Origin of the sequence: Pseudomonas sp. 58(2021) (genome assembly GCF_017491585.1) — a bacterium.
Classification (GTDB): Bacteria; Pseudomonadota; Gammaproteobacteria; order Pseudomonadales; family Pseudomonadaceae; genus Aquipseudomonas; species Aquipseudomonas fluorescens_BT.
Genome location: NZ_JAFGYZ010000002.1, coordinates 246,124 through 267,647 on the forward strand (window position 1 = coordinate 246,124; position 21,524 = coordinate 267,647).

25 protein-coding genes are annotated in these 21,524 nt (G+C 60.4%); 13 read left to right on the forward strand and 12 right to left on the reverse strand.

What is annotated here, in order from left to right; translation table 11 throughout:
* The first annotated feature begins 216 nt into the window (after positions 1–216).
* The gene (locus tag J5M72_RS03215) at positions 217–384 is read left to right on the forward strand and encodes a hypothetical protein (protein ID WP_207863997.1); all 168 of its coding nucleotides are present in this window, start codon (positions 217–219) and stop codon (positions 382–384) included.
* A 73-nt stretch (positions 385–457) separates the two neighbouring features.
* On the opposite strand, the gene J5M72_RS03220 is transcribed toward J5M72_RS03215, so the two are convergent.
* Positions 458–1,207 (reverse strand): TerC family protein, encoded by a 750-nt coding sequence (locus J5M72_RS03220; RefSeq protein ID WP_085712478.1) that lies wholly within the window; start codon positions 1,205–1,207, stop codon positions 458–460.
* 28 nt (positions 1,208–1,235) lie between these two features.
* On the reverse strand, positions 1,236–1,478 hold the full coding sequence (locus tag J5M72_RS03225) for a hypothetical protein (protein ID WP_169431023.1): 243 nt from the start codon (positions 1,476–1,478) through the stop codon (positions 1,236–1,238).
* 144 nt (positions 1,479–1,622) lie between these two features.
* On the opposite strand from J5M72_RS03225, the gene nhaR reads away from it, so the two are divergent.
* On the forward strand, positions 1,623–2,522 hold the full coding sequence (gene nhaR / locus J5M72_RS03230) for a transcriptional activator NhaR (RefSeq protein WP_007951569.1): 900 nt from the start codon (positions 1,623–1,625) through the stop codon (positions 2,520–2,522).
* On the opposite strand, the gene J5M72_RS03235 is transcribed toward nhaR, so the two are convergent.
* Positions 2,519–3,679, reverse strand: a complete 1,161-nt coding sequence (locus J5M72_RS03235; protein ID WP_007951570.1) for an MFS transporter — start codon at positions 3,677–3,679, stop codon at positions 2,519–2,521. The two genes, nhaR and J5M72_RS03235, sit on opposite strands and share 4 nt — an antisense overlap.
* Before the next feature lie 338 nt (positions 3,680–4,017).
* On the opposite strand from J5M72_RS03235, the gene sstT reads away from it, so the two are divergent.
* Positions 4,018–5,250 carry a serine/threonine transporter SstT gene (sstT, locus tag J5M72_RS03240; protein WP_169431024.1) on the forward strand — a complete coding sequence of 411 codons (1,233 nt, stop codon included), beginning with the start codon at positions 4,018–4,020 and terminating at the stop codon, positions 5,248–5,250.
* A gap of 64 nt (positions 5,251–5,314) precedes the next feature.
* Here sstT and J5M72_RS03245 read toward each other — a convergent pair whose 3' ends face one another.
* On the reverse strand, positions 5,315–5,824 hold the full coding sequence (locus J5M72_RS03245; RefSeq protein WP_169431025.1) for a DUF1993 domain-containing protein: 510 nt from the start codon (positions 5,822–5,824) through the stop codon (positions 5,315–5,317).
* A gap of 125 nt (positions 5,825–5,949) precedes the next feature.
* Here J5M72_RS03245 and J5M72_RS03250 point away from each other — a divergent pair, with 125 nt between their 5' ends.
* Entirely contained in the window at positions 5,950–6,600 is a 651-nt protein-coding gene (locus J5M72_RS03250) for a DUF480 domain-containing protein (RefSeq protein WP_169431026.1), read from the forward strand.
* Positions 6,601–6,617: 17 nt separating this feature from the next.
* On the opposite strand, the gene J5M72_RS03255 is transcribed toward J5M72_RS03250, so the two are convergent.
* Positions 6,618–7,136 (reverse strand): cupin domain-containing protein, encoded by a 519-nt coding sequence (locus tag J5M72_RS03255; RefSeq protein WP_207863998.1) that lies wholly within the window; start codon positions 7,134–7,136, stop codon positions 6,618–6,620.
* Between the two features lie 190 nt (positions 7,137–7,326).
* Positions 7,327–8,145: a shikimate 5-dehydrogenase gene (locus J5M72_RS03260; protein WP_207863999.1), complete on the reverse strand. Its 819-nt coding sequence runs from the start codon at positions 8,143–8,145 to the stop codon at positions 7,327–7,329.
* Between the two features lie 254 nt (positions 8,146–8,399).
* Between J5M72_RS03260 and J5M72_RS03265 the strand changes: the two genes are divergently transcribed.
* From J5M72_RS03265 to J5M72_RS03275, 3 genes are all read left to right on the forward strand, one after another.
* Complete coding sequence (locus J5M72_RS03265) at positions 8,400–8,744, forward strand: hypothetical protein (protein WP_025108898.1); 345 nt, start codon at positions 8,400–8,402, stop codon at positions 8,742–8,744.
* Positions 8,745–8,989: 245 nt separating this feature from the next.
* Entirely contained in the window at positions 8,990–9,184 is a 195-nt protein-coding gene (locus tag J5M72_RS03270) for a hypothetical protein (protein WP_065259358.1), read from the forward strand.
* Between the two features lie 102 nt (positions 9,185–9,286).
* Positions 9,287–9,469, forward strand: coding sequence for a hypothetical protein (locus tag J5M72_RS03275; RefSeq protein ID WP_169431029.1), 183 nt, complete (start codon positions 9,287–9,289; stop codon positions 9,467–9,469).
* Here J5M72_RS03275 and J5M72_RS03280 read toward each other — a convergent pair.
* Positions 9,466–10,527 carry an AI-2E family transporter gene (locus J5M72_RS03280; RefSeq protein ID WP_207864000.1) on the reverse strand — a complete coding sequence of 354 codons (1,062 nt, stop codon included), beginning with the start codon at positions 10,525–10,527 and terminating at the stop codon, positions 9,466–9,468. The genes J5M72_RS03275 and J5M72_RS03280 overlap by 4 nt on opposite strands.
* A gap of 156 nt (positions 10,528–10,683) precedes the next feature.
* Between J5M72_RS03280 and yegQ the strand changes: the two genes are divergently transcribed.
* A complete protein-coding gene (gene yegQ, locus J5M72_RS03285; RefSeq protein ID WP_207864001.1) occupies positions 10,684–12,012 on the forward strand; it encodes a tRNA 5-hydroxyuridine modification protein YegQ in 1,329 nt (442 codons plus the stop codon).
* A gap of 6 nt (positions 12,013–12,018) precedes the next feature.
* Here the strand turns inward: yegQ and J5M72_RS03290 are convergent, their stop codons facing one another.
* Complete coding sequence (locus tag J5M72_RS03290; protein WP_207864002.1) at positions 12,019–12,882, reverse strand: LysR substrate-binding domain-containing protein; 864 nt, start codon at positions 12,880–12,882, stop codon at positions 12,019–12,021.
* A gap of 101 nt (positions 12,883–12,983) precedes the next feature.
* On the opposite strand from J5M72_RS03290, the gene J5M72_RS03295 reads away from it, so the two are divergent.
* On the forward strand, positions 12,984–13,877 hold the full coding sequence (locus J5M72_RS03295; protein WP_243433179.1) for a DMT family transporter: 894 nt from the start codon (positions 12,984–12,986) through the stop codon (positions 13,875–13,877).
* A gap of 11 nt (positions 13,878–13,888) precedes the next feature.
* Here J5M72_RS03295 and J5M72_RS03300 read toward each other — a convergent pair whose 3' ends face one another.
* The gene (locus tag J5M72_RS03300; protein ID WP_169431034.1) at positions 13,889–14,605 is read right to left on the reverse strand and encodes a FadR/GntR family transcriptional regulator; all 717 of its coding nucleotides are present in this window, start codon (positions 14,603–14,605) and stop codon (positions 13,889–13,891) included.
* Between the two features lie 364 nt (positions 14,606–14,969).
* Here J5M72_RS03300 and J5M72_RS03305 point away from each other — a divergent pair, with 364 nt between their 5' ends.
* Positions 14,970–16,316, forward strand: a complete 1,347-nt coding sequence (locus tag J5M72_RS03305; protein WP_169431035.1) for an MFS transporter — start codon at positions 14,970–14,972, stop codon at positions 16,314–16,316.
* A 24-nt stretch (positions 16,317–16,340) separates the two neighbouring features.
* The gene (gudD, locus tag J5M72_RS03310) at positions 16,341–17,684 is read left to right on the forward strand and encodes a glucarate dehydratase (RefSeq protein WP_207864004.1); all 1,344 of its coding nucleotides are present in this window, start codon (positions 16,341–16,343) and stop codon (positions 17,682–17,684) included.
* Here the strand turns inward: gudD and J5M72_RS03315 are convergent.
* On the reverse strand, positions 17,681–18,556 hold the full coding sequence (locus tag J5M72_RS03315; protein ID WP_207864005.1) for a LysR family transcriptional regulator: 876 nt from the start codon (positions 18,554–18,556) through the stop codon (positions 17,681–17,683). The genes gudD and J5M72_RS03315 overlap by 4 nt on opposite strands.
* A gap of 160 nt (positions 18,557–18,716) precedes the next feature.
* On the opposite strand from J5M72_RS03315, the gene ampC reads away from it, so the two are divergent.
* The gene (gene ampC / locus J5M72_RS03320) at positions 18,717–19,883 is read left to right on the forward strand and encodes a class C beta-lactamase (RefSeq protein ID WP_207864006.1); all 1,167 of its coding nucleotides are present in this window, start codon (positions 18,717–18,719) and stop codon (positions 19,881–19,883) included.
* 66 nt (positions 19,884–19,949) lie between these two features.
* On the opposite strand, the gene J5M72_RS03325 is transcribed toward ampC, so the two are convergent.
* Positions 19,950–20,516 carry a DUF4174 domain-containing protein gene (locus J5M72_RS03325; RefSeq protein ID WP_169431038.1) on the reverse strand — a complete coding sequence of 189 codons (567 nt, stop codon included), beginning with the start codon at positions 20,514–20,516 and terminating at the stop codon, positions 19,950–19,952.
* A 210-nt stretch (positions 20,517–20,726) separates the two neighbouring features.
* Here J5M72_RS03325 and J5M72_RS03330 point away from each other — a divergent pair, with 210 nt between their 5' ends.
* Positions 20,727–21,191: a GNAT family N-acetyltransferase gene (locus J5M72_RS03330; protein ID WP_207864007.1), complete on the forward strand. Its 465-nt coding sequence runs from the start codon at positions 20,727–20,729 to the stop codon at positions 21,189–21,191.
* Positions 21,192–21,195: 4 nt separating this feature from the next.
* On the opposite strand, the gene J5M72_RS03335 is transcribed toward J5M72_RS03330, so the two are convergent.
* Positions 21,196–21,522 (reverse strand): hypothetical protein, encoded by a 327-nt coding sequence (locus tag J5M72_RS03335; RefSeq protein WP_207864008.1) that lies wholly within the window; start codon positions 21,520–21,522, stop codon positions 21,196–21,198.
* Positions 21,523–21,524 lie beyond the last annotated feature (2 nt).

The window sequence follows — 21,524 nt, forward strand, 5'->3', positions numbered from 1 at the left end:
CAGTTACCGGTCATCGTGTTCCGGCGTGGTCGAGGATCATAGGACGGCGCAACGCTGCGGTATAGCCCAAAGAGGCAGATGCATCGATTGCATAGAGCGAAGTGATTGGTCACCACCGACCTTTGGTCAATAGGCTGAAACACGCCAGCGACTAGACTGTCACTCGATAGACAGCAAAAGAGTGAGCGCCCGACGCAGGGCAAAGAGGAGGCACCGATGAGCCTGACCATGACCATTGTGATGTTGATTGCCGGCTGGCTGGCCGTAGCCGCCGCCATGCTGTGGGGTGTGCTGCGTATTTCCCGCCGCCATCACCACCCTGCGCAGCCTGCACCGACCAGGAAGATCGAAAAACACAACGCCCGTCACGCCACTGCGCACTGACTTCTTTCAATCGATTCAAACAAAAAAGGCCGCGCGACTCTTGCCAGTCACGCGGCCTTCGATTTTTCAGCGGTTACGCCTGGGCAGCCAGCTTCTTCTGCTTCGCCCGACGGGACATCATGTTCAACACCTCAATCGCGGCCGAGAACGCCATGGCGGCATACACATAACCTTTCGGCACGTGGGCACCGAAGCCTTCGGCGATCAGCGTCATGCCGATCATGATCAGGAAGCCCAGGGCCAGCATCACCACCGACGGGTTATCGTTGATGAACTTCGCCAGCGGGTCAGCCGCAAACAGCATCACCAGTACCGAAACCACCACCGCGATCACCATGATCGGCAAGTGTTCGGTCATGCCGACAGCGGTAATGATGCTGTCGATCGAGAACACCATGTCCAGCATCAGGATCTGCCCGATGGCGGCGGCAAAACCCAGGGTCACTGTCGAGGTCGCCGACTTCGGATCGTCAGGCACCGGGTCCATGCTGTGATGGATCTCGGTCGTCGCTTTCCACACCAGGAACAGGCCACCGGCGATCAGGATCATGTCCTTCCAGGAGAACGCCTGACCAAGGATCTCGATGACAGGCTCGGTCAACTGCACGATGAACGCGATGGTGCTCAACAGGGCCAGACGCATGATCAGCGCCATGCCGATACCCAGACGGCGGGCTTTCTGACGGTACTGCTCGGGCAGCTTGTTGGTCAGGATCGAGATGAAGATCAGGTTATCGATGCCGAGCACGATCTCCATCACCACCAGTGTGGCCAAAGCAATCCAGGCCGTCGGGCTGGAAGCGAGTTCTAACAGGTATTCCATGGGTCAGTCCTGACTCTTGTAAGACGATTTAGATGGTCTTGGAGGAAGATTCGGATTTGTCCGCATCTTTTTCCGGCGCTTCTTTTTTCTCGATCAGACCGCCAGTGGCCTCACTGAGCGCCTGCTCGGCGGCTTTGTGCGTATCGTCGATCGCCTGCTTGGCGCTCTCGGCGGCCTTGCCCATCAGTTGCTGGGCGCTTTTTTCCGCCTGGTCGCAACCCGCCATAAGCAGTAAAGACGTAAACATCAGTGCCGGGATCGTGTATTTCATGAGGTTTCCTTCGTATGAACAGACAGGGTCACAGACCGCCCGTCGATGGCTGGGCATTCTAGGGAGACAAACACTTCAGGAAAATTCGTATTTTTAGCGGCTATACTTCGATTTATACGAACTGTATCTGGCGGACCCAACCCCATGCTCAATTACCGACAACTGCATTACTTCTGGGTGGTGGCCAAGACCGGCAGCATCGTACGCGCGTGCGAGCAACTGAACCTGACGCCACAGACCATCAGCGGTCAGATTTCACTGCTCGAACAGACCTATGGCATCGAGTTGTTTCAACGGGTCGGCCGGCAACTCGAACTCACAGAAGCCGGACGCCAGGCCCTGCCCTACGCCGAGCAGATGTTTCAGCTCGGCGGCGAGCTGGAACTGATGCTGCGCGCCCAGCCCAATGAGCAACAGATCCTGTTCCGCGTGGGAGTGGCGGACGTGGTGCCCAAATCCATCGTCTATCGACTGATCGCGCCGACCATGGAGTTGAGCGAACCGCTGCGAATCACCTGCCGCGAAGACAAACTCGAGCGATTACTGGCGGATCTGGCGATCCAGCGCCTGGACCTGGTGATCTCCGACAGCCCGATGCCCTCGCATCTGGACATCAAGGGTTACAGCCAGAAGCTCGGCGAATGCGGGATCAGCTTCTTCGCCACCGCCGAACTGGCGGCGCAATACGGTCAGGATTTCCCGCGCAGCCTGCACGGTGCACCGCTGTTGATCCCCGGCGCAGAAACCGTGGTGCGCAGCCGTTTACAGCGCTGGTTCGCGGAGCAGCAGATTCAGCCGAGGATTGTCGGGGAGTTCGATGACAGCGCCTTGATGCAGGCGTTCGGCCAATCCGGCAGCGGGATTTTCATTGGCCCGAGCGTGATTGCCGATGAGGTGAAACGCCAGTATGGCGTCGAGTTGATCGGCCAGACCGATGCGGTGAGCGAGTCGTTCTACGCGATCTCGGTGGAGCGCAAGGTCAAGCACCCCGGCATCAAAGCGATTACCGAAGGTGCCCGACGCGAGCTGTTTACAGCCTTTTAAGCCGGCGCACAGACGTCGCGCGGCTTGAGCACCATCAGCACCATGGCGAGGAAAATCGACAGCAGAATGAACCCGGCGGCGGCGAAACCCACGAAGCCCAGACCGGCGCTGTCGATCACCCGACCGCCAATGATCGCGCCCAGACCAATCCCCAGGTTGGCCCCGGCGATGTTCAGCGACGCGGCGAAGGCCGGCGCTTCCGGTGCGGCTTTCATCAAGCGCACATGACTGACCAGAAACAGCGCTGCCTGAGTCACGCCCCAGATGCCCATCGCCGCCGCCAGACCCAGCGACGAATTGATGTTCGGCACCAATGCCACCATCCCGGGAATCATGAACGCGCAGAACATCACCGAGGCCATCAGCGGATGGCGATCCACCGCGCGACCGCCCAGCGAGTTGCCGATCAGACCGACCGCGCCAAAGCCCATCAGGCACCAGCCGACCACGGTGCCATTGAAGCCGGCCAGACGCTCAAGAATGTCCGCCAGATAGGTGTAGGCGGTGAACATGCCGCTGAACACCAGGATCGACAGCAGCACATGGCCGAGCATCAGCGGGCTGCGCAGGATCTTGAACTGCGAAGCGAAACTGACCTGATGCTGGTGCAGGCTGGTTTTCGGCAAGTAGACAAACAGCAACAAGGCCTTGGCGAACGCGATCACCGCCAGAATGGCGAACGCACTGCGCCAGCCGAATGCATCGGAAATCAGCGTGCCGACGGGGATGCCGAACACCGTGGCGCAGACGATCCCGAAGCCGATCTTGGCGATGGCGCGGCCGGCAAAGTCCGGGCCGACGATGTCTACCGCCGTTTCACTGGCCAGGGCCCAGAATACCGGCAGCCCCAACGCCGGAATCAACCGGGCAATGGCCATGACCCAGATGTTCGGCGCCAGTGCTGCCACGGTGTTGGCCAGGCCGAACATGATCAGGATGGTGATAAACAGTTTGCGCCGTTCGAAACGGGCGAAATATGCCGTCAAGAACGGGCCGAACATGGCCACGGTGAAAGCGAATAGCGTCACCAGCAGCCCGGCTTGCGGGATGGTGACGGCCAGGTCGCGGGCAATTGCCGGCAACAGGCCGACGATGACGAACTCTGTGGTCAGCACCGTAAACCCGGCGGCGGACAACAGAAGGATGGGCAACAGCATGAGGAACTCCAGCAAAACGACGACACCAGCGTTGACCCGAAGGCCCGCCGGCAGAACTTGAAAATAAGGATGCGCAATCTTAACAGAGTGTTTCCCGGGTGACTTGCACAAACCTGTCTATGTGGCCGAACGTTTCGGTGGCAGATCGTCACAGGCCTGAAGGACAAGGCCTACGCTGTGATAAAGTCCGCGCCCTGCAAAACGTACACCCTGTTCAGCCACCCGTTTAACGGTGTGACTGTCGCGCCAGCCCTTTCGGTTCGTGTCTGTGGCCTGCCCCCGATTCAACGCCCGGATCACGCGACCTTGCACCCTATAAAAAAACCAGAGATGCCGTCATGACCGTTTCATCCCCTTCTCTATTGCAACGCCTTAAAAGCCTCAGCCTGGTCACGCAGATCCTGATTGGCCTGATTGCCGGCATCGCCCTGGCACTGTTCGCGCCGGAGGCCGCCAAGGGCACCGCATTCATCGGCAAGGTGTTCGTCTCGGCGCTGAAAGCCGTGGCCCCGATCCTGGTGTTCGTGCTGGTCATGGCGTCGATCGCCAACCACAAGCACGGTCAGGAAACCCATATCCGGCCGATTCTGTTCCTCTATCTGCTGGGCACCTTCGCCGCCGCCGTAGTCGCGGTGATCGCCAGCACGATGTTTCCGTCGCATCTGGTGCTGTCCACCGACAACATTGCCGTGACCGCTCCGGGCGGCATCGGCGAAGTGCTGCAAAGCCTGCTGCTGAGCGTGGTCGATAACCCGGTAAGCGCACTGATGAACGCCAACTTCATCGGCATTCTGGCCTGGGCCATCGGCATGGGCGTGGCCATCCGCCACGCCGGCGACACCACCCGCGAAGTCGTCAGTGACCTGTCCAACGGCGTGACCCTGATCGTGCGCGTGGTAATTCGCTTCGCACCGCTGGGGATTTTCGGCCTGGTGGCCTCGACCCTGGCCACCTCCGGTTTCGGCGCGCTGGTCGGTTACGCGCACCTGCTGGCGGTATTGCTGGGCTGCATGCTGTTCGTGGCGCTGGTGATGAACCCGCTGATCGTGTTCTGGAAGCTGCGCCGCAACCCGTACCCGCTGACGCTCCAGTGCCTGCGTGAAAGCGGCATCACCGCGTTCTTCACCCGCAGCTCGGCAGCGAACATTCCGGTCAACCTGGAGCTGAGCAAGCGTCTGGGCCTGCACGAAGACACCTATTCGGTCTCGATTCCGCTGGGCGCGACCATCAACATGGCCGGCGCGTCGATCACCATCACCGTGCTGACCCTCGCCGCCGTGCACACCTTGGGCATCGCCGTGGACATCCCGACCGCGATCCTGCTCAGTGTTGTTGCTGCGATCTGCGCTTGTGGCGCGTCCGGTGTAGCTGGCGGTTCGCTGTTGCTGATCCCGCTGGCGTGCAGCCTGTTCGGCATTCCGAGCGAGATTGCCATGCAAGTGGTTGCAGTCGGTTTCATCATCGGCGTGCTGCAGGACTCGGCCGAGACGGCGCTGAACTCCTCCACCGACGTACTGTTCACCGCCGCCGCGTGCCTGGGCGAAGAACAGAAAACCCAGCGTCCGGCGTAAAAATCCAGCGCAACAAAAAGCCCGCCAAGGCGCAAACCTTGGCGGGCTTTTTCATACGCAGGGCTTAGTACGCGCCCATGTAATCGCGCTTGCCCACTTCCACACCGTTGTGGCGCAGCAGGTCGTAAGCGGTGGTGACGTGGAAGAAGAACTGCGGCAGGCCGTAGCTCAGCAGGTAAGCCTGGCCACTGAAGCGCTTCTCTTTCGGCGTGCCCGGACGGGTCACGATCTCGATGCCTTCCTTGCCGTTGATTTGCTCAGGCTTGAACTCGCCGATGAAGGCCAGGACCTTGGCGATCAGCGCTTGCAGCTCGGCGAAGGTGGTTTCTGTGTCGTCGTATTTCGGGATTTCGACTTCAGCCAGACGCGAGGAAACGCCTTTGGCGAAGTCCACCGCGATCTGCACCTGGCGCACCAGCGGGAACATGTCCGGGTACAGGCGGGCCTGCAGGAAGGCGTTCGGGTCGATATTTTTCTCGGTGGCGTGGGTTTCAGCCTTTTTCAGCACATCGCTCAGGGCGTTGAGCATTTGTTGGAAAACCGGAACGGATGCGGCGTACAAGGAAATGGTCATGACAGTCTCACGTGGTGGCTGGGTGAATCGTGGGGCGATTATAGCCATGCTCGCATGGCGGCGCGGCTTGTCTTTTATCCAGCAAGGATTAGGCTAGGCGCCTTCGACTGCAGAGGGAACGCGCGATGACCACAGAATTTGAAACCCGCTCCGACGAACCACGGCTCAACGCCACGGAAATCCGCATTCTGGGTTCGCTGATCGAGAAACAGGCCACCAGCCCGGAAACCTATCCGCTGACCCTCAACGCGCTGGTGCTGGCCTGCAATCAGAAGACCAGCCGGGAACCGGTGATGAACCTGACCCAGGGCCAGGTCGGCCAGAGCCTGCGCGCCCTCGAAGGTCGCGGCTTTGCCAAACTGGTGATGGGCAGTCGCGCCGACCGCTGGGAGCACAAGGTCGACAAGGCGCTGGAACTGGTGCCGGCGCAATTGATCCTGACCGGTTTGATGTTTCTTCGCGGCCCGCAGACCGTCAACGAGCTGCTGACCCGCAGCGGTCGCATGCATGAGTTCGAAGACGCCGAACAAGTGGTGCATCAGCTGGAACGTCTGATCGCTCGCGATCTGGCGGTGTTGATTCCACGCCAGGCCGGCCAGCGCGAGGATCGCTACACCCACGCACTGGGCGATCCGGCGGACATCGAGGCGATTATCGCGGCGCGGCAGAACCCGAGTGATCGCGGGGCTGCCAGCGGTGTGTCAGTGGAGCGCATCGAAGAGCTGGAAGCGCGCATTGCGGCACTGGAAGAGCGTCTGGCCCGCCTCGAGGAATAAGCACACCGGGGACGGCGCTATTCGCCGTCCCAGTAATCCACCCCGTCCGCCTGCCGCGCCACCGCCACGAAGCCCGAGGCATTGCCTTCGGCATCGATATTAAAGTTGTCCATCACCGCGTATTTGTTCGAATCCGGGTACTCGCAGATTTCCGGTTGCTGCTGAGTGCTGACCGCCAGATAGCGCAGTTCCTGCGAGCTGGTATTGATGATCTGGTGCGCCGCTTCCGGGCCGCCCGGCGGGCAGGCGATCACGTCGCCGGCGCGGATCGGGAAACGTTCGGCACCGAGGCGTACCTCCCCTTCCCCGGCCACCACGTAAAACATTTCCTCATTGACCCGATGACTGTGAAACGGACTGCCACGCATGCCCGGCGGCAGCGCATACAGCCGATAACCGAGCTTCTGCGCGCCTAATTGCTGGCCGACCCGGGCGAATCGTTGCTGATAACGCCCGGCGGTTTCGCCTTCGGGAGCCAAGGCTTCGGGCAGCGGTTCGAGTTCGACGTCATTCAGGTTGAGAATGGGCGGATGCATGCAAACCTCGGCTTTTGTGAAGGGCAAGTCTGTGCTTGCTGATCCGGCAGTATAGGCAAACTGTTCGGATCAAAAACCATGTCGCGGCCTTCGCGAGCAAGCCCGCTCCCACAGGGGGGAAATGCATTTCAATGTGGGAGCGGGCTTGCTCGCGAAAAGGCCCGGTCAGGCACCGCACGACCCAAGCTCTTTAGCTGCGGGCAAACGCCACCGCTGCTTCGAACTGCTCGACCGTCGGCCGCACACCGGTGTACAGCACAAACTGCTCCAGCGCCTGGATCGCGATCACTTCCAGCCCGGTGATCACTTTTTTACCTTCGGCACGCCCACGCACGATCAGCGGGGTTTCCGAGGGGATCGCCACCACATCGAACACAGTGTCGGCAGACTTGATCACATCCACGTCAAAAGAAAGCTGTCCCGCTTCCGGGCCGCCGTCCATGCCGACCGGGGTCACGTTGATCAGCATCTGCGGGCGCTCGTCGCCCAGTTCCGCCTGCCAGCGATAGCCCAGGGAGTCCGCCAGTGCACGCCCGGCGCGCTCATTGCGGGCCACTATCAGACCGTTTTTGTAACCACCATCGCGCAAGGCACTGGCCACAGCCTTGGCCATGCCACCGCTGCCGCGCAGGGCGAAAGTCGAGTCCTTCGGCACCGCGTGGGTTTCCAGCAACTGGGCAATCGCAATGTAATCGGTGTTGTAGGCCTTGAGATGGCCGTTGGTGTTGACGATGGTGTTGATCGACTGGATCGCTGCCGCCGAGGCATCCAGCTCATCGACCAGCGCAATGCTCGCTTCCTTGAACGGCATCGACACCCCGCAACCGCGGATGCCCAGCGCCCGAATCCCGCCGACAGCCCCCGGCAGATCCTGGCTGCTGAAGGCCTTGTAATAAAAATTCAGGCCCAATTGCTCGTACAAATGGTTATGAAAACGCAGACCGAAATTCCCGGGACGCCCAGACAGGGACATGCACAATTGGGTGTCTTTGTTGGGGTTCATCTGCATGGGAGGCTCCTTCGAATGCACTTTCGGATGGACGGGATTAGCCAGGCCATCGGGTTCTGAACGATCATAAGGCGGTCTGTTCCGGGCATCGCAGCCGACGCACGAAACCCGGTAAGCAAACCGGTACAGACCTTACACAAAATTTACCCAGCCGCCGTGCTGTTTTTCCAAATGTTGCTGTCTTAGAAGTATCCCCGCGCTATCCCGAGCCTGATGCAGGCCCGGACGCCGGGTCGAAGAACCGAGGATTAATCATGATTCGTAAACTCCCCATCGTGGCCTTGTTGATTGGTGCATTCGCGATCACGGGTCAGGCAGAAGCCCACGGCGGTGGCTGGCAGGGTCCGGCGGTATTTGGTGCGATCGTCGGCTCGGCCATCATCGGCTCGGCGCTCATCAACCAGGATCGGCCGGTGTACGTCCAACAGCCTGTTTACGCTCAACCGGCACCGGTCTACGTGCAGCAACCGCCGCCACCGGTCTACTACCAGCCGGCCCCGGTTTATGTGCAGCAACCGGTTTATGTTCCGGGCCCGGTCTACTACGGTCCGCCCCGTGGTTATTACGGCCACCCGCACTACTACGGTGGTCGCTGGTAAGCACACAGACAAAGCCCCGCTTTTACAGCGGGGCTTTTTTTGGCCTTGAGAAAGCCGACCGTCCGTCGGCCAACGTCTGAAAAAATCTCGCCAAGGTCGCTGTGGAGACAGTTCCACCCGTTAAAGTCGGCATGATGGGCTCGACCGTTGGGCCGAAACACACAACGGTCATCTATTTGTCATGACGGAACCGCAATCTGAATCCGTCCGCATACAACAGGTTGATAAAAACAAGGACGACTGGAATGCCAACACAGAATCCGCACCGCATCGTCGGTTTATGCACGTCGGGCAAGGTCTACAACGCCCTGACCGAGCTCAAGCACCTGGAAGGCCACCGCACGGCGAAATTTCTCTCGCTGCTGGCGGAAAACCTGGTGCGCAAGGGTCTGCTCAACGAGCACGAGATCGTGCACATGCTTGACCAGGTGGTCGATTGACCCGGCCCTCAACGGCGTCAATGACCACTATCGAAAGCGTTGATTGTCCCTGAAACGGCCGAATCCCTAAGGTAGCTCCATCGATTGATGGAGGTACTTGTCATGGCTCAGGTTCAAATCATGTCCGTTGTCGGCAGCGCGGTTCCCGCATCGCTCAGAGAGCTGGGCCTGCTCGCCTGCTGGTATCTGGTGCGCGACGGCGAGCCGGTCAGCGGTCCGCTCACCTCCTTGCCAGCCGCTCAGGCGCTGTCGCAACGACTGATCGACGGACCGTTCAAGGCTTAAGGCAGCTGCACTTTCGGTTTGGACTCGATGAACAACGCCCAGCTCGACATGAACAATGCAGCGATCAGCGGCCCGATCACAAAACCGTTGAGACCGAACACGGCCAGTCCGCCCAGGGTCGAGATCAGAATCATGTAGTCCGGCATCCGGGTGTCCTTGCCCACCAGGATCGGGCGCAGCACGTTATCCACCAGACCGATCACGAACACCCCGAACAGCCCCAGCACCACGCCCTGCCAGATCATCCCGCTGAGCAGGAAGTAAACCGCCACCGGCGCCCAGACGATCCCTGCCCCCACCGCCGGCAGCAGCGACAGAAACGCCATCAGCACCGCCCAGAGCAAGGCACTGGGAATGTCGAGAAACCAGAAAATCGCCCCGCCCAACGCACCTTGCGTAATGGCCACCAGCAGGTTGCCTTTGACCGTGGCCCGCACCACCCGATTGAATTTCAGTTGCAGACGCCGCTTGTGATGCTCTTCCAGCGGCACCGCCGTGCGGACTTTGCGCGCCAGTTCGGCGCCGTCGCGCAGGAAGAAAAACAGCAAATACAACATGATGAAAAAACTCACCACGAACTCGAAAGTTCCTTGGCCGAAACTGAATGCCTGGCTCGCCAGCGCCTGACTGCCCTGCATGGCAGCCTTGACGATCTTCTCGCGCAAGGCATTGAGCTCGCCCATGCCGAAGCGATCAAGCAGGTGCTGAAAGTAAGGCGGCAGACTGTGCTTGAACTGCGCCAGATAGGCGCCGATATCGAGCTTGCCGCTTTCGATATTGTCGTAAAGCGTCGCGCCTTCCTGCACCAGCAGCGCACTGAGGACGATCACCGGCAAGATTGCGATCACCAGGCAGATGCTCAAGGTACACAGTGAGGTCAGGTTGCGTTGCCAGCCGAATTTCAGCTGCAACTGACGTTGCATCGGTGCGAACAGGATGCCAAGGATCACTGCCCAGAACACCGCGCCGTAGAACGGCAGCAAGATCCAGATGAAGGCGACCGTCACCAGAAACAGCAGCACGGTGAGGGATTTGAATTGCAGACTCTTTTGGTTCATGTCCGGTCCAGGTCAGTCAGGCGCCACCCGCGCCCGTCCCGTTTAGTCAGCCAGCATCAGCGCGAGTGCCGTGTTTCTTCATGGAGCATAGATCCAGATCAATAAACCCTCGGCGCAACTGCTCTACCCTGCCGCGCTTTTGCGACCGACGCCGCCATGACGACCTCCTTCACCCCCGAACTGCTCGCCCCCGCCGGCACCCTGAAAAACATGCGTTATGCCTTCGCCTATGGGGCCGATGCGGTGTATGCCGGCCAGCCGCGCTACAGCCTGCGGGTGCGCAACAACGAGTTCGATCACGCCAATCTGGCGCTCGGCATTCGTGAAGCCCAGGCCCAGGGCAAGCGCTTCTACGTGGTGGTCAACATCGCGCCACACAATGCCAAACTGAAGACCTTCCTCAAGGACTTGGCGCCGGTGATCGAAATGGCACCGGACGCGCTGATCATGTCCGACCCCGGCCTGATCATGCTGGTGCGCCGGCACTTCCCGCAGATGCCGATCCACCTCTCGGTGCAGGCCAACACGGTGAACTGGGCGAGTGTCGAATTCTGGCAACAGCAGGGCTTGAGTCGGATCATCCTGTCCCGTGAATTGTCGCTGGAAGAGATCGGCGAAATCCGCGAGCAAGTGCCGGGCATGGAGCTGGAAGTATTCGTCCACGGCGCGCTGTGCATGGCCTATTCCGGCCGCTGCCTGCTCTCGGGCTACATGAACAAACGCGACGCCAATCAAGGCACCTGCACCAACGCCTGCCGCTGGAAATACTCGGCCCAGGAAGCCACCGAGAACTCGCTCGGCGAAATCGTGCAGAGCTTCGAACCGCAACCGACCCTCGGCCTCGGCGCCCCCACCGATCAGGTGTTCCTGTTGCAGGAAGCCAATCGTCCCGGCGAGATGATGCCGGCCTTCGAAGACGAGCACGGCACCTACATCATGAACGCCAAGGACCTGCGCGCGGTGCAGCACGTCGAGCGCCTGACCCGCATGGGCGTGCACTCGCTGAAGATCGAAGGCCGGACCAAATCCCACTTTTATTGCGCACGCACTACCCAGGTGTACCGCCGGGCCATCGACGATGCAGTGGCCGGCCGTGAATTCGACCGCAGCCTGATGACCGATCTGGAGTCATTGGCCCAGCGCGGCTACACCGAAGGTTTCCTGCGTCGGCACGTCCATGACGAATACCAGAACTACCAGAACGGCAGCTCGGTGTCAGAGCGTCAGCAATTCGTTGGCGAGCTGACCGGCGAACGTCGGGACAGGCTCGCCGAGGTCAAGGTGAAGAACCGATTTGCCCTGGGCGATCATCTGGAACTGATGACACCCAAGGGCAATTTCCATTTTGATCTGCAGGAACTGCAGAACCTCAAGGGCGAAGCCATCGACGTGGCACCGGGAGATGGGCACACCGTGTACTTGCCGATTCCGGACGCCGTGGATCTGCACTTCGGGCTGTTGATGCGCGACGTGAGCGGAGCCTGATCCGGCTCAAGCAAACTCCTCACGCAACATCGCCACAAATGCCTCACGCGCCGGGTGCACCCCGGCGTTTTCATGCCAGTAGAACAAATTGTCGATGGCCGTCAGTTCGGGAAACTCGAAACCCGTACACCCCGCGCCTTTGGCGTATTGCTCGAACACGCCCTTGGGCACCAGCGCCACGCCCGCCCCGGCACTCACACAACCGACAATCGCCCCGTAACTGGCCAGGCTGACAATCGGCAGCGACAGCCCCTGGCGCAACAGCCAGTGCTCCAGCGCGGCGCGATACGGACAACCCTGCGGCCACATGAACACGGTCTTGTCCTGCAAATCGGCGAGGTTGCGCACCGGCCCGAACGAGGTCGATGCGATCAACAGCAATTCTTCGCGATACATCGGCGTGCGTTTGAGCCGGGAGCGTTCGACGTCCACCGCAACGATCGCGCCGTCCAGGCGATGACTGACCGTATCGTCGAGCAATTGCCCCCAGGTACCGGTGGTCAGTTCCAGCGCCACGTTCGGATAGCGTTTGTGAAATTTCGCCAGCAGGCGCGGCAGTCGCCCGGTGGCCGAGGATTCAATGGCGCCGATGCGCAGCGGCCCGGACGGTTCGGCGCCGGGATCGACTGCGCGCTTGGCTTCGGCCGTCAGTGCCAGAATCCTTTCTGCATAGGCGAGAAAAGTCTGCCCCGCAGGACTGATCCGCAACCCCCGCCCTTCACGCAGAAACAGCGCCACACCCAGCTCCGTTTCCAGGGATTTGATCCGCGCCGTGATGTTCGACGGCACGCAAAACAGCCTTTCGGCGGCTTTGGCGATGCTGCCGACCTCGGCCACGGTCTTGAACATGCGGATCTGTGCCAGCTCCATAATCATCACTCTGAGTGAACGGTTTGCGCAGTATAAGTCAGTTGTGACGAATGATTGGCGACCCGGATACTCGACGCATCAACCCTCTTGGTGCCTCGCTCATGCCTTCCACTTCGCCTTTGAAAATCCTGTTGGCCATGGCCTTCGTCGTCGGCTGCTGGGCCTATTCGCCGACCGGCATCCACATCGGCCTGCAAGCTTACGATCCCGGTCATCTGGCGTTGCTGCGGTTTCTGCTGGCATCGCTGTTCATGGCAGTGATTGCAGGCTTCAAAGGCATTCACCTACCGCGCTTTCAAGACCTGCCACTGTTATTGGCCCTGGGCTTTTTTGCCGTCAGCCTGCACCACGTCGTACTGAACATCGGCCAGCAAAGCGTCAGCGCCGGCGCATCCAGTGTGCTGGCGCAATCGACACCGCTGTTCAGCACGCTGCTGGCGCGGTTTCTGTTCAAGGATCGGGTCAGCGTCTGGCGCTGGGGTTGCGTGTTGCTGGGATTGGTCGGCGTGGTGATTGTGGTGAGCGGCGATCGCGGTCTCGGCAGCATCGACGCCCATGGTTTGCTGATCCTGCTGGCGGCGGTGTCGTGGAGCGTTTACTTCGCCCTGCAAAAACACCACGCCCGGCGCTACGACGGACTGACGCTGGTTTGCTACACGGTGTGGTCCGGCACGCTGTTGCTGTTGATCTACTTGCCGGGGCTGGTCGACAGCGTGATCAATGCGCCGCTGCGGGTGCAATGGGCGGTGCTGGGTCTGGGGGTGTTTCCCAGCGCCCTCGCCTACCTGGCGTGGGCATTCGTGCTAAAGCATGTGGACCTGAGCCGGGCGACGATGACGCTGTACCTGATTCCACCGACTGCGATGGGGATTGCTTCGGTGGGACTGGGTGAACGTCCGACGCTGCTGGTGCTGGTGGGGTCGGCGGTAGTGTTGATCAGCGTGCTGGCGTTGAATCTGGAGCGGCCGGCGGTGGTGCGGGCCATTGAGATGTGAGCCGCGGCGCTTCAGGCTCCGCCTGCCGAAAACCGGTCACGACTGTTGCTCAGGTGCAGCCACATCGCCGCCCGCGCCGCGTCCGGATCCTGACGTTTGATCGCGTTGAAAATCGCCTCATGCTCAAGATTCGCCAGTTGCCCGAGCTTGCTCAAATCCACCGCCCCGCGTTCTGCCGCATTGACCCGCGTGCGCGGAATCATCGCGCTGCCCAGGTGCTGCATGATTTCGGTGAAGCAGACATTGCCGGTGGCTTCGGCAATCAGCAGATGAAAGCGCCGGTCGGCTTCAACGCAGCTGTCGTTGTTGGCCAATAGACGCTGATAGTCATCGAGTGCCTGACGCATCTGCACCAGTTGTTGCTCGGTGCGACGCTGCGCGGCCAGCGCCGCAGCTTGTGTCTCCAGACCCATGCGCAACTCGAGAATGCTGCGTACGCCCAGTGCGGTGTCGACATTCAGCCGCAACCCCTGCTCCGGTGCGCGTTCGATCACGAAGGTGCCGATGCCGTGCCGCGTCTCCACCAGTCCCGACGCCTGCAACTTGGAAATCGCCTCGCGCACCACGGTGCGACTGACGCCGTGTTCCTGAACGATCGAGTTTTCCGACGGCAGCTTGTCACCGGGCAGCATCTGGCCGAGCAGGATGCTCTGGGTGAGTTTTTCCACCAGGTCATGGGCCAGGTTGTGCGCGCGTTTGCGAGCAGGTGCGTCGAGGTCTTCTTGCATGGTCGGTTCCGGTGATCAGGACACACGATCGTAGCACTGGGTGCGATGACTTGTATGAGCTCCTATGAACTCCGGGGATCAACTTGTATGACAACACTCGATTTCAGCTAGAAAATCTCCCGTTGCGCCGAGCAGTCGCCCCACGACCACTGGCATGGAATGCTTTGCCACGCCTGTCACAACCCCTATAAAAGCCAACAAAAACGGCACTAAAAACCTAAAAGAGCATAAAAACCGATCGCCGTAGACAAATTTGATTGACCTCTCCCGCTTGTAGGACAAAAAAATCTAGTTGTATGATGTCTATCAACAACGCAACACCCAGCCACACCCCGCATAAAAATAACGAGTGGGAGAAAACCAAGTGAAATCATCCATTGCCGGGATGAACGAGGGCGCCGATTCGGTGCTGTCCTCCGCCATTGCCAAAGTCAAACGCCACGTCCTGCCGCTGTTCGTGATCATGTTCATCGTCAATTACATTGACCGGGTGAACATCGGCTTCGTCCGCACTCACATGGAACATGACCTCGGCATCGGTGCCGCGGCCTACGGTTTCGGTGCCGGACTGTTCTTCATCGGTTACGCGCTGTTCGAAGTCCCCTCCAACATGCTGCTGCAAAAGGTCGGCGCACGAATCTGGCTGACCCGCATCATGCTCACCTGGGGCCTGGTGGCCGCCGGGATGGCGTTCATCCAGAACGAAACCCACTTCTACATCCTGCGTTTTTTGCTCGGCGTGGCCGAAGCCGGGTTCTTTCCCGGAGTGATCTACTACTTCACCCGCTGGTTGCCGGGGGCCGAGCGCGGCAAGGCGATTGCGATTTTCTTGAGCGGTTCGGCCGTGGCCTCGCTGATTTCCGGTCCGCTGTCCGGCCTGCTGTTGCAGATCGAAGGCCTGGGCCTGCACGGCTGGCAGTGGATGTATTTCATTGAAGGGATGTTCTCGGTCGGCCTGTGCGTGTTCGTCTGGTTCTGGCTCGACGCCAAACCCCACGATGCGAAGTGGCTGACCCGCGCCGAGCAGGATGCGCTGGTCATAGCCATCGACGATGAACAGAAGGCCCGCGAAGCCGCAACGCCGATCCGGCCGTCGCTGGGCAAGCTGCTCAAGGATCGCCAGATCATCCTGTTCTGCCTGATCTACTTCTTCATTCAATTGACTATCTACGCCGCGACGTTCTGGCTGCCGAGCATCATCAAGAAGATGGGCGAGATGAGCGACTTCCAGGTCGGCCTGTTCAACTCGATTCCGTGGCTGCTGTCGATCATCGGCATGTACGCGTTCGCCTCGTTCTCGGCGAAGTGGAAACACCAGCAGGCGTGGGTGGCCACGGCGCTGTTGATCGCCGCCGCAGGGATGTTCATGTCCACCACTGGCGGGCCGATTTTTGCCTTCGTCGCGATCTGCTTTGCTGCGCTGGGTTTCAAATCTGCGTCGTCACTGTTCTGGCCGATTCCGCAGGCCTATCTCGATGCTCGAATCGCCGCTGCCGTGATCGCGTTGATCAACTCGGTGGGCAACCTCGGCGGCTTCGTCGCCCCCACCACTTTCGGCCTGCTGGAACAACACACCGGTTCGATTCAGGGCGGCCTCTATGGTCTGGCCGCAACCTCGATCATCGCCGCAATCATCGTGTTCGCCGCCCGCATGACACCCAAATCCGCTCCTGACATCGCCGTAGCCGATGCCGCGCCGAAACACGCCTGAATCCGTTTGAAAGGACAACAAGACATGACCGCACACGACATCGCCAAAGCCCCGATCATCACCGAAATGCAAGTCATCCCGGTGGCCGGCCACGACGGTATGCTGCTCAACCTGAGCGGCGCCCACGGGCCGTTTTTCACCCGTAACATCGTCATCCTCAAGGACAACGCCGGCCACATCGGCGTCGGTGAAGTGCCCGGCGGCGAACGCATCCGCCAGACCCTCGAAGACGCCCGCAGCCTGGTGGTCGGCAGCCCGATCGGCACGTATCAGAAGATCCTCAACCAGGTGCGCCAGACCTTCGCCGACCGCGATGCCGGCGGCCGTGGTCTGCAAACGTTCGACCTGCGCATCACCATTCACGCGGTCACCGGGCTCGAAGCCGCCCTGCTCGACCTGCTCGGCCAGCACCTCGACGTACCGGTGGCTGCGTTACTCGGCGAAGGCCAGCAGCGCGATGAAGTGAAGATGCTCGGTTACCTGTTCTACGTGGGCGATCGCCGGGAAACCGACCTCGCCTATCGCAGCGAACCGGATGCCGACAACGACTGGTTCCGCGTACGTCACGAGAAAGCCATGACCGCCGACGCCGTAGTGCGTCAGGCAGAGGCGGCCCATGCGCGTTACGGCTTCAAGGACTTCAAACTCAAGGGCGGCGTGCTCAGCGGCGATGCCGAAATCGAAGCGGTGACCGCACTGGCCGAGCGCTTCCCCGACGCGCGCATTACTCTCGATCCGAACGGTGCGTGGTCACTGAAAGAAGCGATCCGACTGTGCCGCGACCAGCATCATGTACTGGCCTATGCCGAAGACCCGTGCGGTGCGGAAAACGGTTATTCGGGCCGTGAAGTGATGGCTGAATTCCGTCGCGCCACCGGGCTGAAAACCGCTACCAACATGATCGCCACCGACTGGCGTGAAATGGGCCACGCGATTCAGTTGCAGTCGGTGGACATTCCGCTGGCCGACCCACATTTCTGGACCATGCAGGGTTCTGTGCGCGTGGCCCAGATGTGCCACGAATGGGGCCTGACCTGGGGTTCGCATTCCAACAACCACTTCGACATTTCCCTGGCGATGTTCACCCACGTCGCGGCCGCCGCGCCGGGCGACATCACCGCCATCGACACCCACTGGATCTGGCAGGACGGCCAGCGTCTGACCAAGGCACCGCTGCAAATCGTCGACGGCTGCGTGCAGGTGCCGAAGAAACCGGGGCTGGGCGTGGAGCTGGACATGGATCAGGTGGCCAAGGCCCATGAACTCTATAAAGGCATGGGGCTCGGCGCGCGGGATGACAGCGTGGCGATGCAGTTTCTGATTCCGGGCTGGACGTTTGATAACAAGAAGCCGTGCCTGGTGCGCTAAGCCTGCGCAACCTCCAGTAACCAGTGTCTGAACGCCGCCATCGCCGACGTCTCCGGCCGTGACTGCAACCGCGTCAGCCAATAGCTGCCGGTGGTGATTTCGATGGCAAAGGGTTGGCGGATCAGATCCGCCGCCAGTTGCCGGGCAAACATCAACGGCGGCGCCAGTGCCACCCCGCCGCCTTGCAATGCCGCCTCCATCATCGCCAGCGACGAGTCGAACACAATGCTCTGGGGCGGCGCGGCATGGGTCGCCAGACCGGCCGCGTGAAACCATTCCGGCCACTCATCGGTGCGATAGGAGCGCAACAAACGCTGCTGCAGAAGATCCCCCGGCGTGTGCAGTTGCCGGGCAATTTCCGGCACGCAGAGCACCGATAATGGCGCCTCCAGCAAACGGATCGCCTCGATGCCGTGCCATGCCCCGGCACCGAAGCGGATCGCGTAATCCAGCCCCTCGGCGGCGACGTCCACTCGATTGTTGTTGGTCGACAGTCGCAAATCTATGAGCGGATGTTTCGCCTGAAAGTCCGCCAGCCTCGGCAACAACCAACCCACGGCGAAAGTCCCGACCGCGCCGACGGTGAGCATTTCCCGATATTGCCCGCCCGCCAGACGCTCGAGCATCTGCGCGATATGATCGAACGAGGTGGTCAGCACCGGCAGCAGAGTTTCGCCCTCGCCGGTCAGCATCAGCCCACGGGGCAGGCGTTTGAACAGGATCACACCGAGTTGCGCCTCCAGGCTTTTGACCTGATGGCTGACGGCCGCCTGGGTCACGCACAACTCCACCGCCGCACGCGTGAAGCTCAGGTGGCGCGCAGAAGCTTCAAAGGCGCGCAATGCATTCAACGGCAATTGAGGTCGAATCATGCCAAGTCCCAAATTTTTCTAATGGCTCGTCCGAGTTTTCATCGTTTGTCGAACGACGCCGGACTGCCTAGATTTGGCGGCGCCGATCAGCAGCCCAATGAAAAAACGCTCGCAGTGTAGCGGGATAACACCATTAGCACTCATGGAGAGTGATTCAAACATGTCTTCGATCAACCTGAACAAACTCAAGTCTTTCAGCGCTTTCGGACTTTTCTTCAGCGCCGCCACCTGCCTGGCCGCCCCACAAACCGACGATCAATTACAGGCGCTGGTCAAGGCCACCGTGACCCCGGTCATGCAGCAACAGGACATCGCGGGTCTGGCGGTGGCCGTGACTGTCGATGGCAAGGCGCATTACTTTAACTACGGTGTCGCTGACAAAAGCACCGGACAAGCGGTGAATGAAAACACCCTGTTCGAAATCGGCTCGGTGAGCAAAACCTTCACCGCAACCCTCGCCGCCTACGCCCAGGCCAGCGGCAAACTGCAATTCTCCGACAAGGCCAGCCAGCACTGGCCCGAACTGAAAGGCAGCGCTTTCGACCACATCAGCCTGCTGCAACTGGGCACCTACAGCGCGGGAGGCCTGCCGCTGCAATTCCCGGATGCCGCGGATTCTGCCGACAAGATGCTCGGCTATTACCAACAGTGGAAACCGACCTTTCCGGCCGGCAGCCATCGCCTGTATTCCAACCCGAGCATCGGCCTGTTCGGTTATCTGGCGGCGAAAAGCCTCGGACAGCCGTTCAATCAGGTCATGACCGAAACCCTGCTGCCGAAACTCGGGCTCAAGCACACCTTCCTGTCCGTGCCGGTTTCTGAAGAAAAGCTCTACGCCCAGGGCTATGACAAGAACAACAAACCGGTTCGAGTCAGCCCCGGCGCCCTCGACTCCGAAGCCTACGGCGTGAAAACCAGCGCCGCCGACCTGCTGCAATACGTCGAGGCCAACCTCGACACCGCCAAACTCGAAACACCCCTGCAAAAAGCCATCGCCCTCACCCACACCGGCTACTACACCGTCGGCGACATGACTCAAGGCCTGGGCTGGGAACGCTATACCTACCCGATCAGCCTCGACCGCCTGCTGGACGGCAACTCGACGCCGATGGCCATGGAACCGCACAAGGTCAAATGGCTCAACCCGCCACAGGCGGAACCGGCGAACGTGCTGCTGAACAAGACCGGCTCTACAGCAGGCTACGGCGCCTACGTCGCGTTCGTGCCGTCGAAGAAAGTCGGGATCGTGATTCTGGCGAACCGCAACTATCCGAATGGAGAGCGGGTGAAGATTGCGCACAGGATTCTGGGTGAGTTGACCCGGTAATCACGGCATAAAAAACGGGCGACCTGAGAAGGTCGCCCGTTTTTTGATAACCGCTGAATCGGAACATCAATCATCCGGCATTTCCGGCGGCTTGGCCGGTTTGGTTGGCTTCGTCGGTTTTGTCCCTTTCGCACCCTTGGCCGGCGCCGGTTCAGCAGCAGCCGGGGCAGTCACCACAGTGGAAGTGGCTTCTTTCTCGGCGGCAGGCAGCGCATCAATGGTGTCGAAAATCTTCTTCAAATCGACCGCCGCCGCTTCATCCCCCGAAGCCGAGAGCTTGGTCTCGCCATCCTTGCCCACCAGAAAGACCTTCGGATACGCCCCGGCGCCGAGCTTCAGCGAGCGCAGCAGCGCCATGGTTTGCTGCTGCTCCAGGCTTTTGCCATCGACCTGACCGCTCATGCTCAGGATGGTGTAAACCTTGATCTTGCGGTCGGCGATGCCTTGTTTGTTGGCCGGGTCGTCCAGCGCTTTTTTCAGGCTGACCCAATAAGAATCGACCGTACTGGAAGCGATCACGATCACCGGGCGGTTGATGCCCTTGTCGACGTCCAGAGGGGAATCGCCGTCGGCGGCGAACAGGGGGCCGGCAATCGCCAGCAAGAGTGTCAGGGTCAGTGACCTGATGAGCATGCGCATCTCCTTTTGATATCCACGCTCTAATGATTGCGCATCGCGGCGATTGTTCCGGGGGCTGCCCGCCAAAAGTGTTTCGCCTTGCCCAAAGCTTAGGTCAGCACCGATTTTGCGCAACCGGATACGCACGATCCTCTCGCGCATTTGATTACCTTTTATGAGCGCATTAGGGTGGCTGTTCAACCTGTGAAATGGAGTTCAACGCGCATGCACATCGACTACCTCTGCCATCACCCGCAACTGATCGAGGAACTGGCTGAACTGAACTTCAAGGAATGGGGCCAGTACAGCCCCAAAGACACCCTCGCCAGCCGCACTGAACGTATGCGCGCCGCCTGCGGTAAAGGTGCGATTCCCAGCGTGGTGGTGGCGATCGAAGACGGAAAACTGCTCGGCGGTGCACTGCTGATCGACAGCGACATGGACACGCGCCCGCAACTGACGCCGTGGCTGGCCGGGGTCTACGTGAAGGCCGAACAGCGTGGCCGCGGCATCGCCTCGCAACTGGTCAACCGCATCGTCGAGGAAGCCGCCGCCCTGGGCGTCCCGCAGCTGTACCTGTACTCCGATGCCGCGCAGTCGCTGTATGCGCGGCTGGGTTGGGAGGTGCTGGAAGAAACGGAATACGACGGTTTGCCGGTGACGGTGATGAAGCGCTCGCTCAGCCATTAAGCACTTAGCTCAGCGCCAAATCGAGCGCCGCTTCCAGCCCCGATGGATCAACGCATCGGCCGTCAAGGCGAAGCCTTCCGTCATCGAGGTTGACGTTCAAGATCAAAGTTGGCTTGTCGCCCGGATATTTGCGCAGCAGTAGATCAATAGCACCAGCGGTTTCATTGGTAGTGGAAATCAGGTCCCACTGGCTGCCACTCAAGTCCAGCAGCGTCTGTTGACGATGCTGGTCAACCACCAATGGCGCGTAGAGCCAGTGGCTCATGCGCATTTCCCGGGGCTCGACCGTGATGGCGAGACGGCCATTGCAATGGAATGTGGTTTCGCTCATGG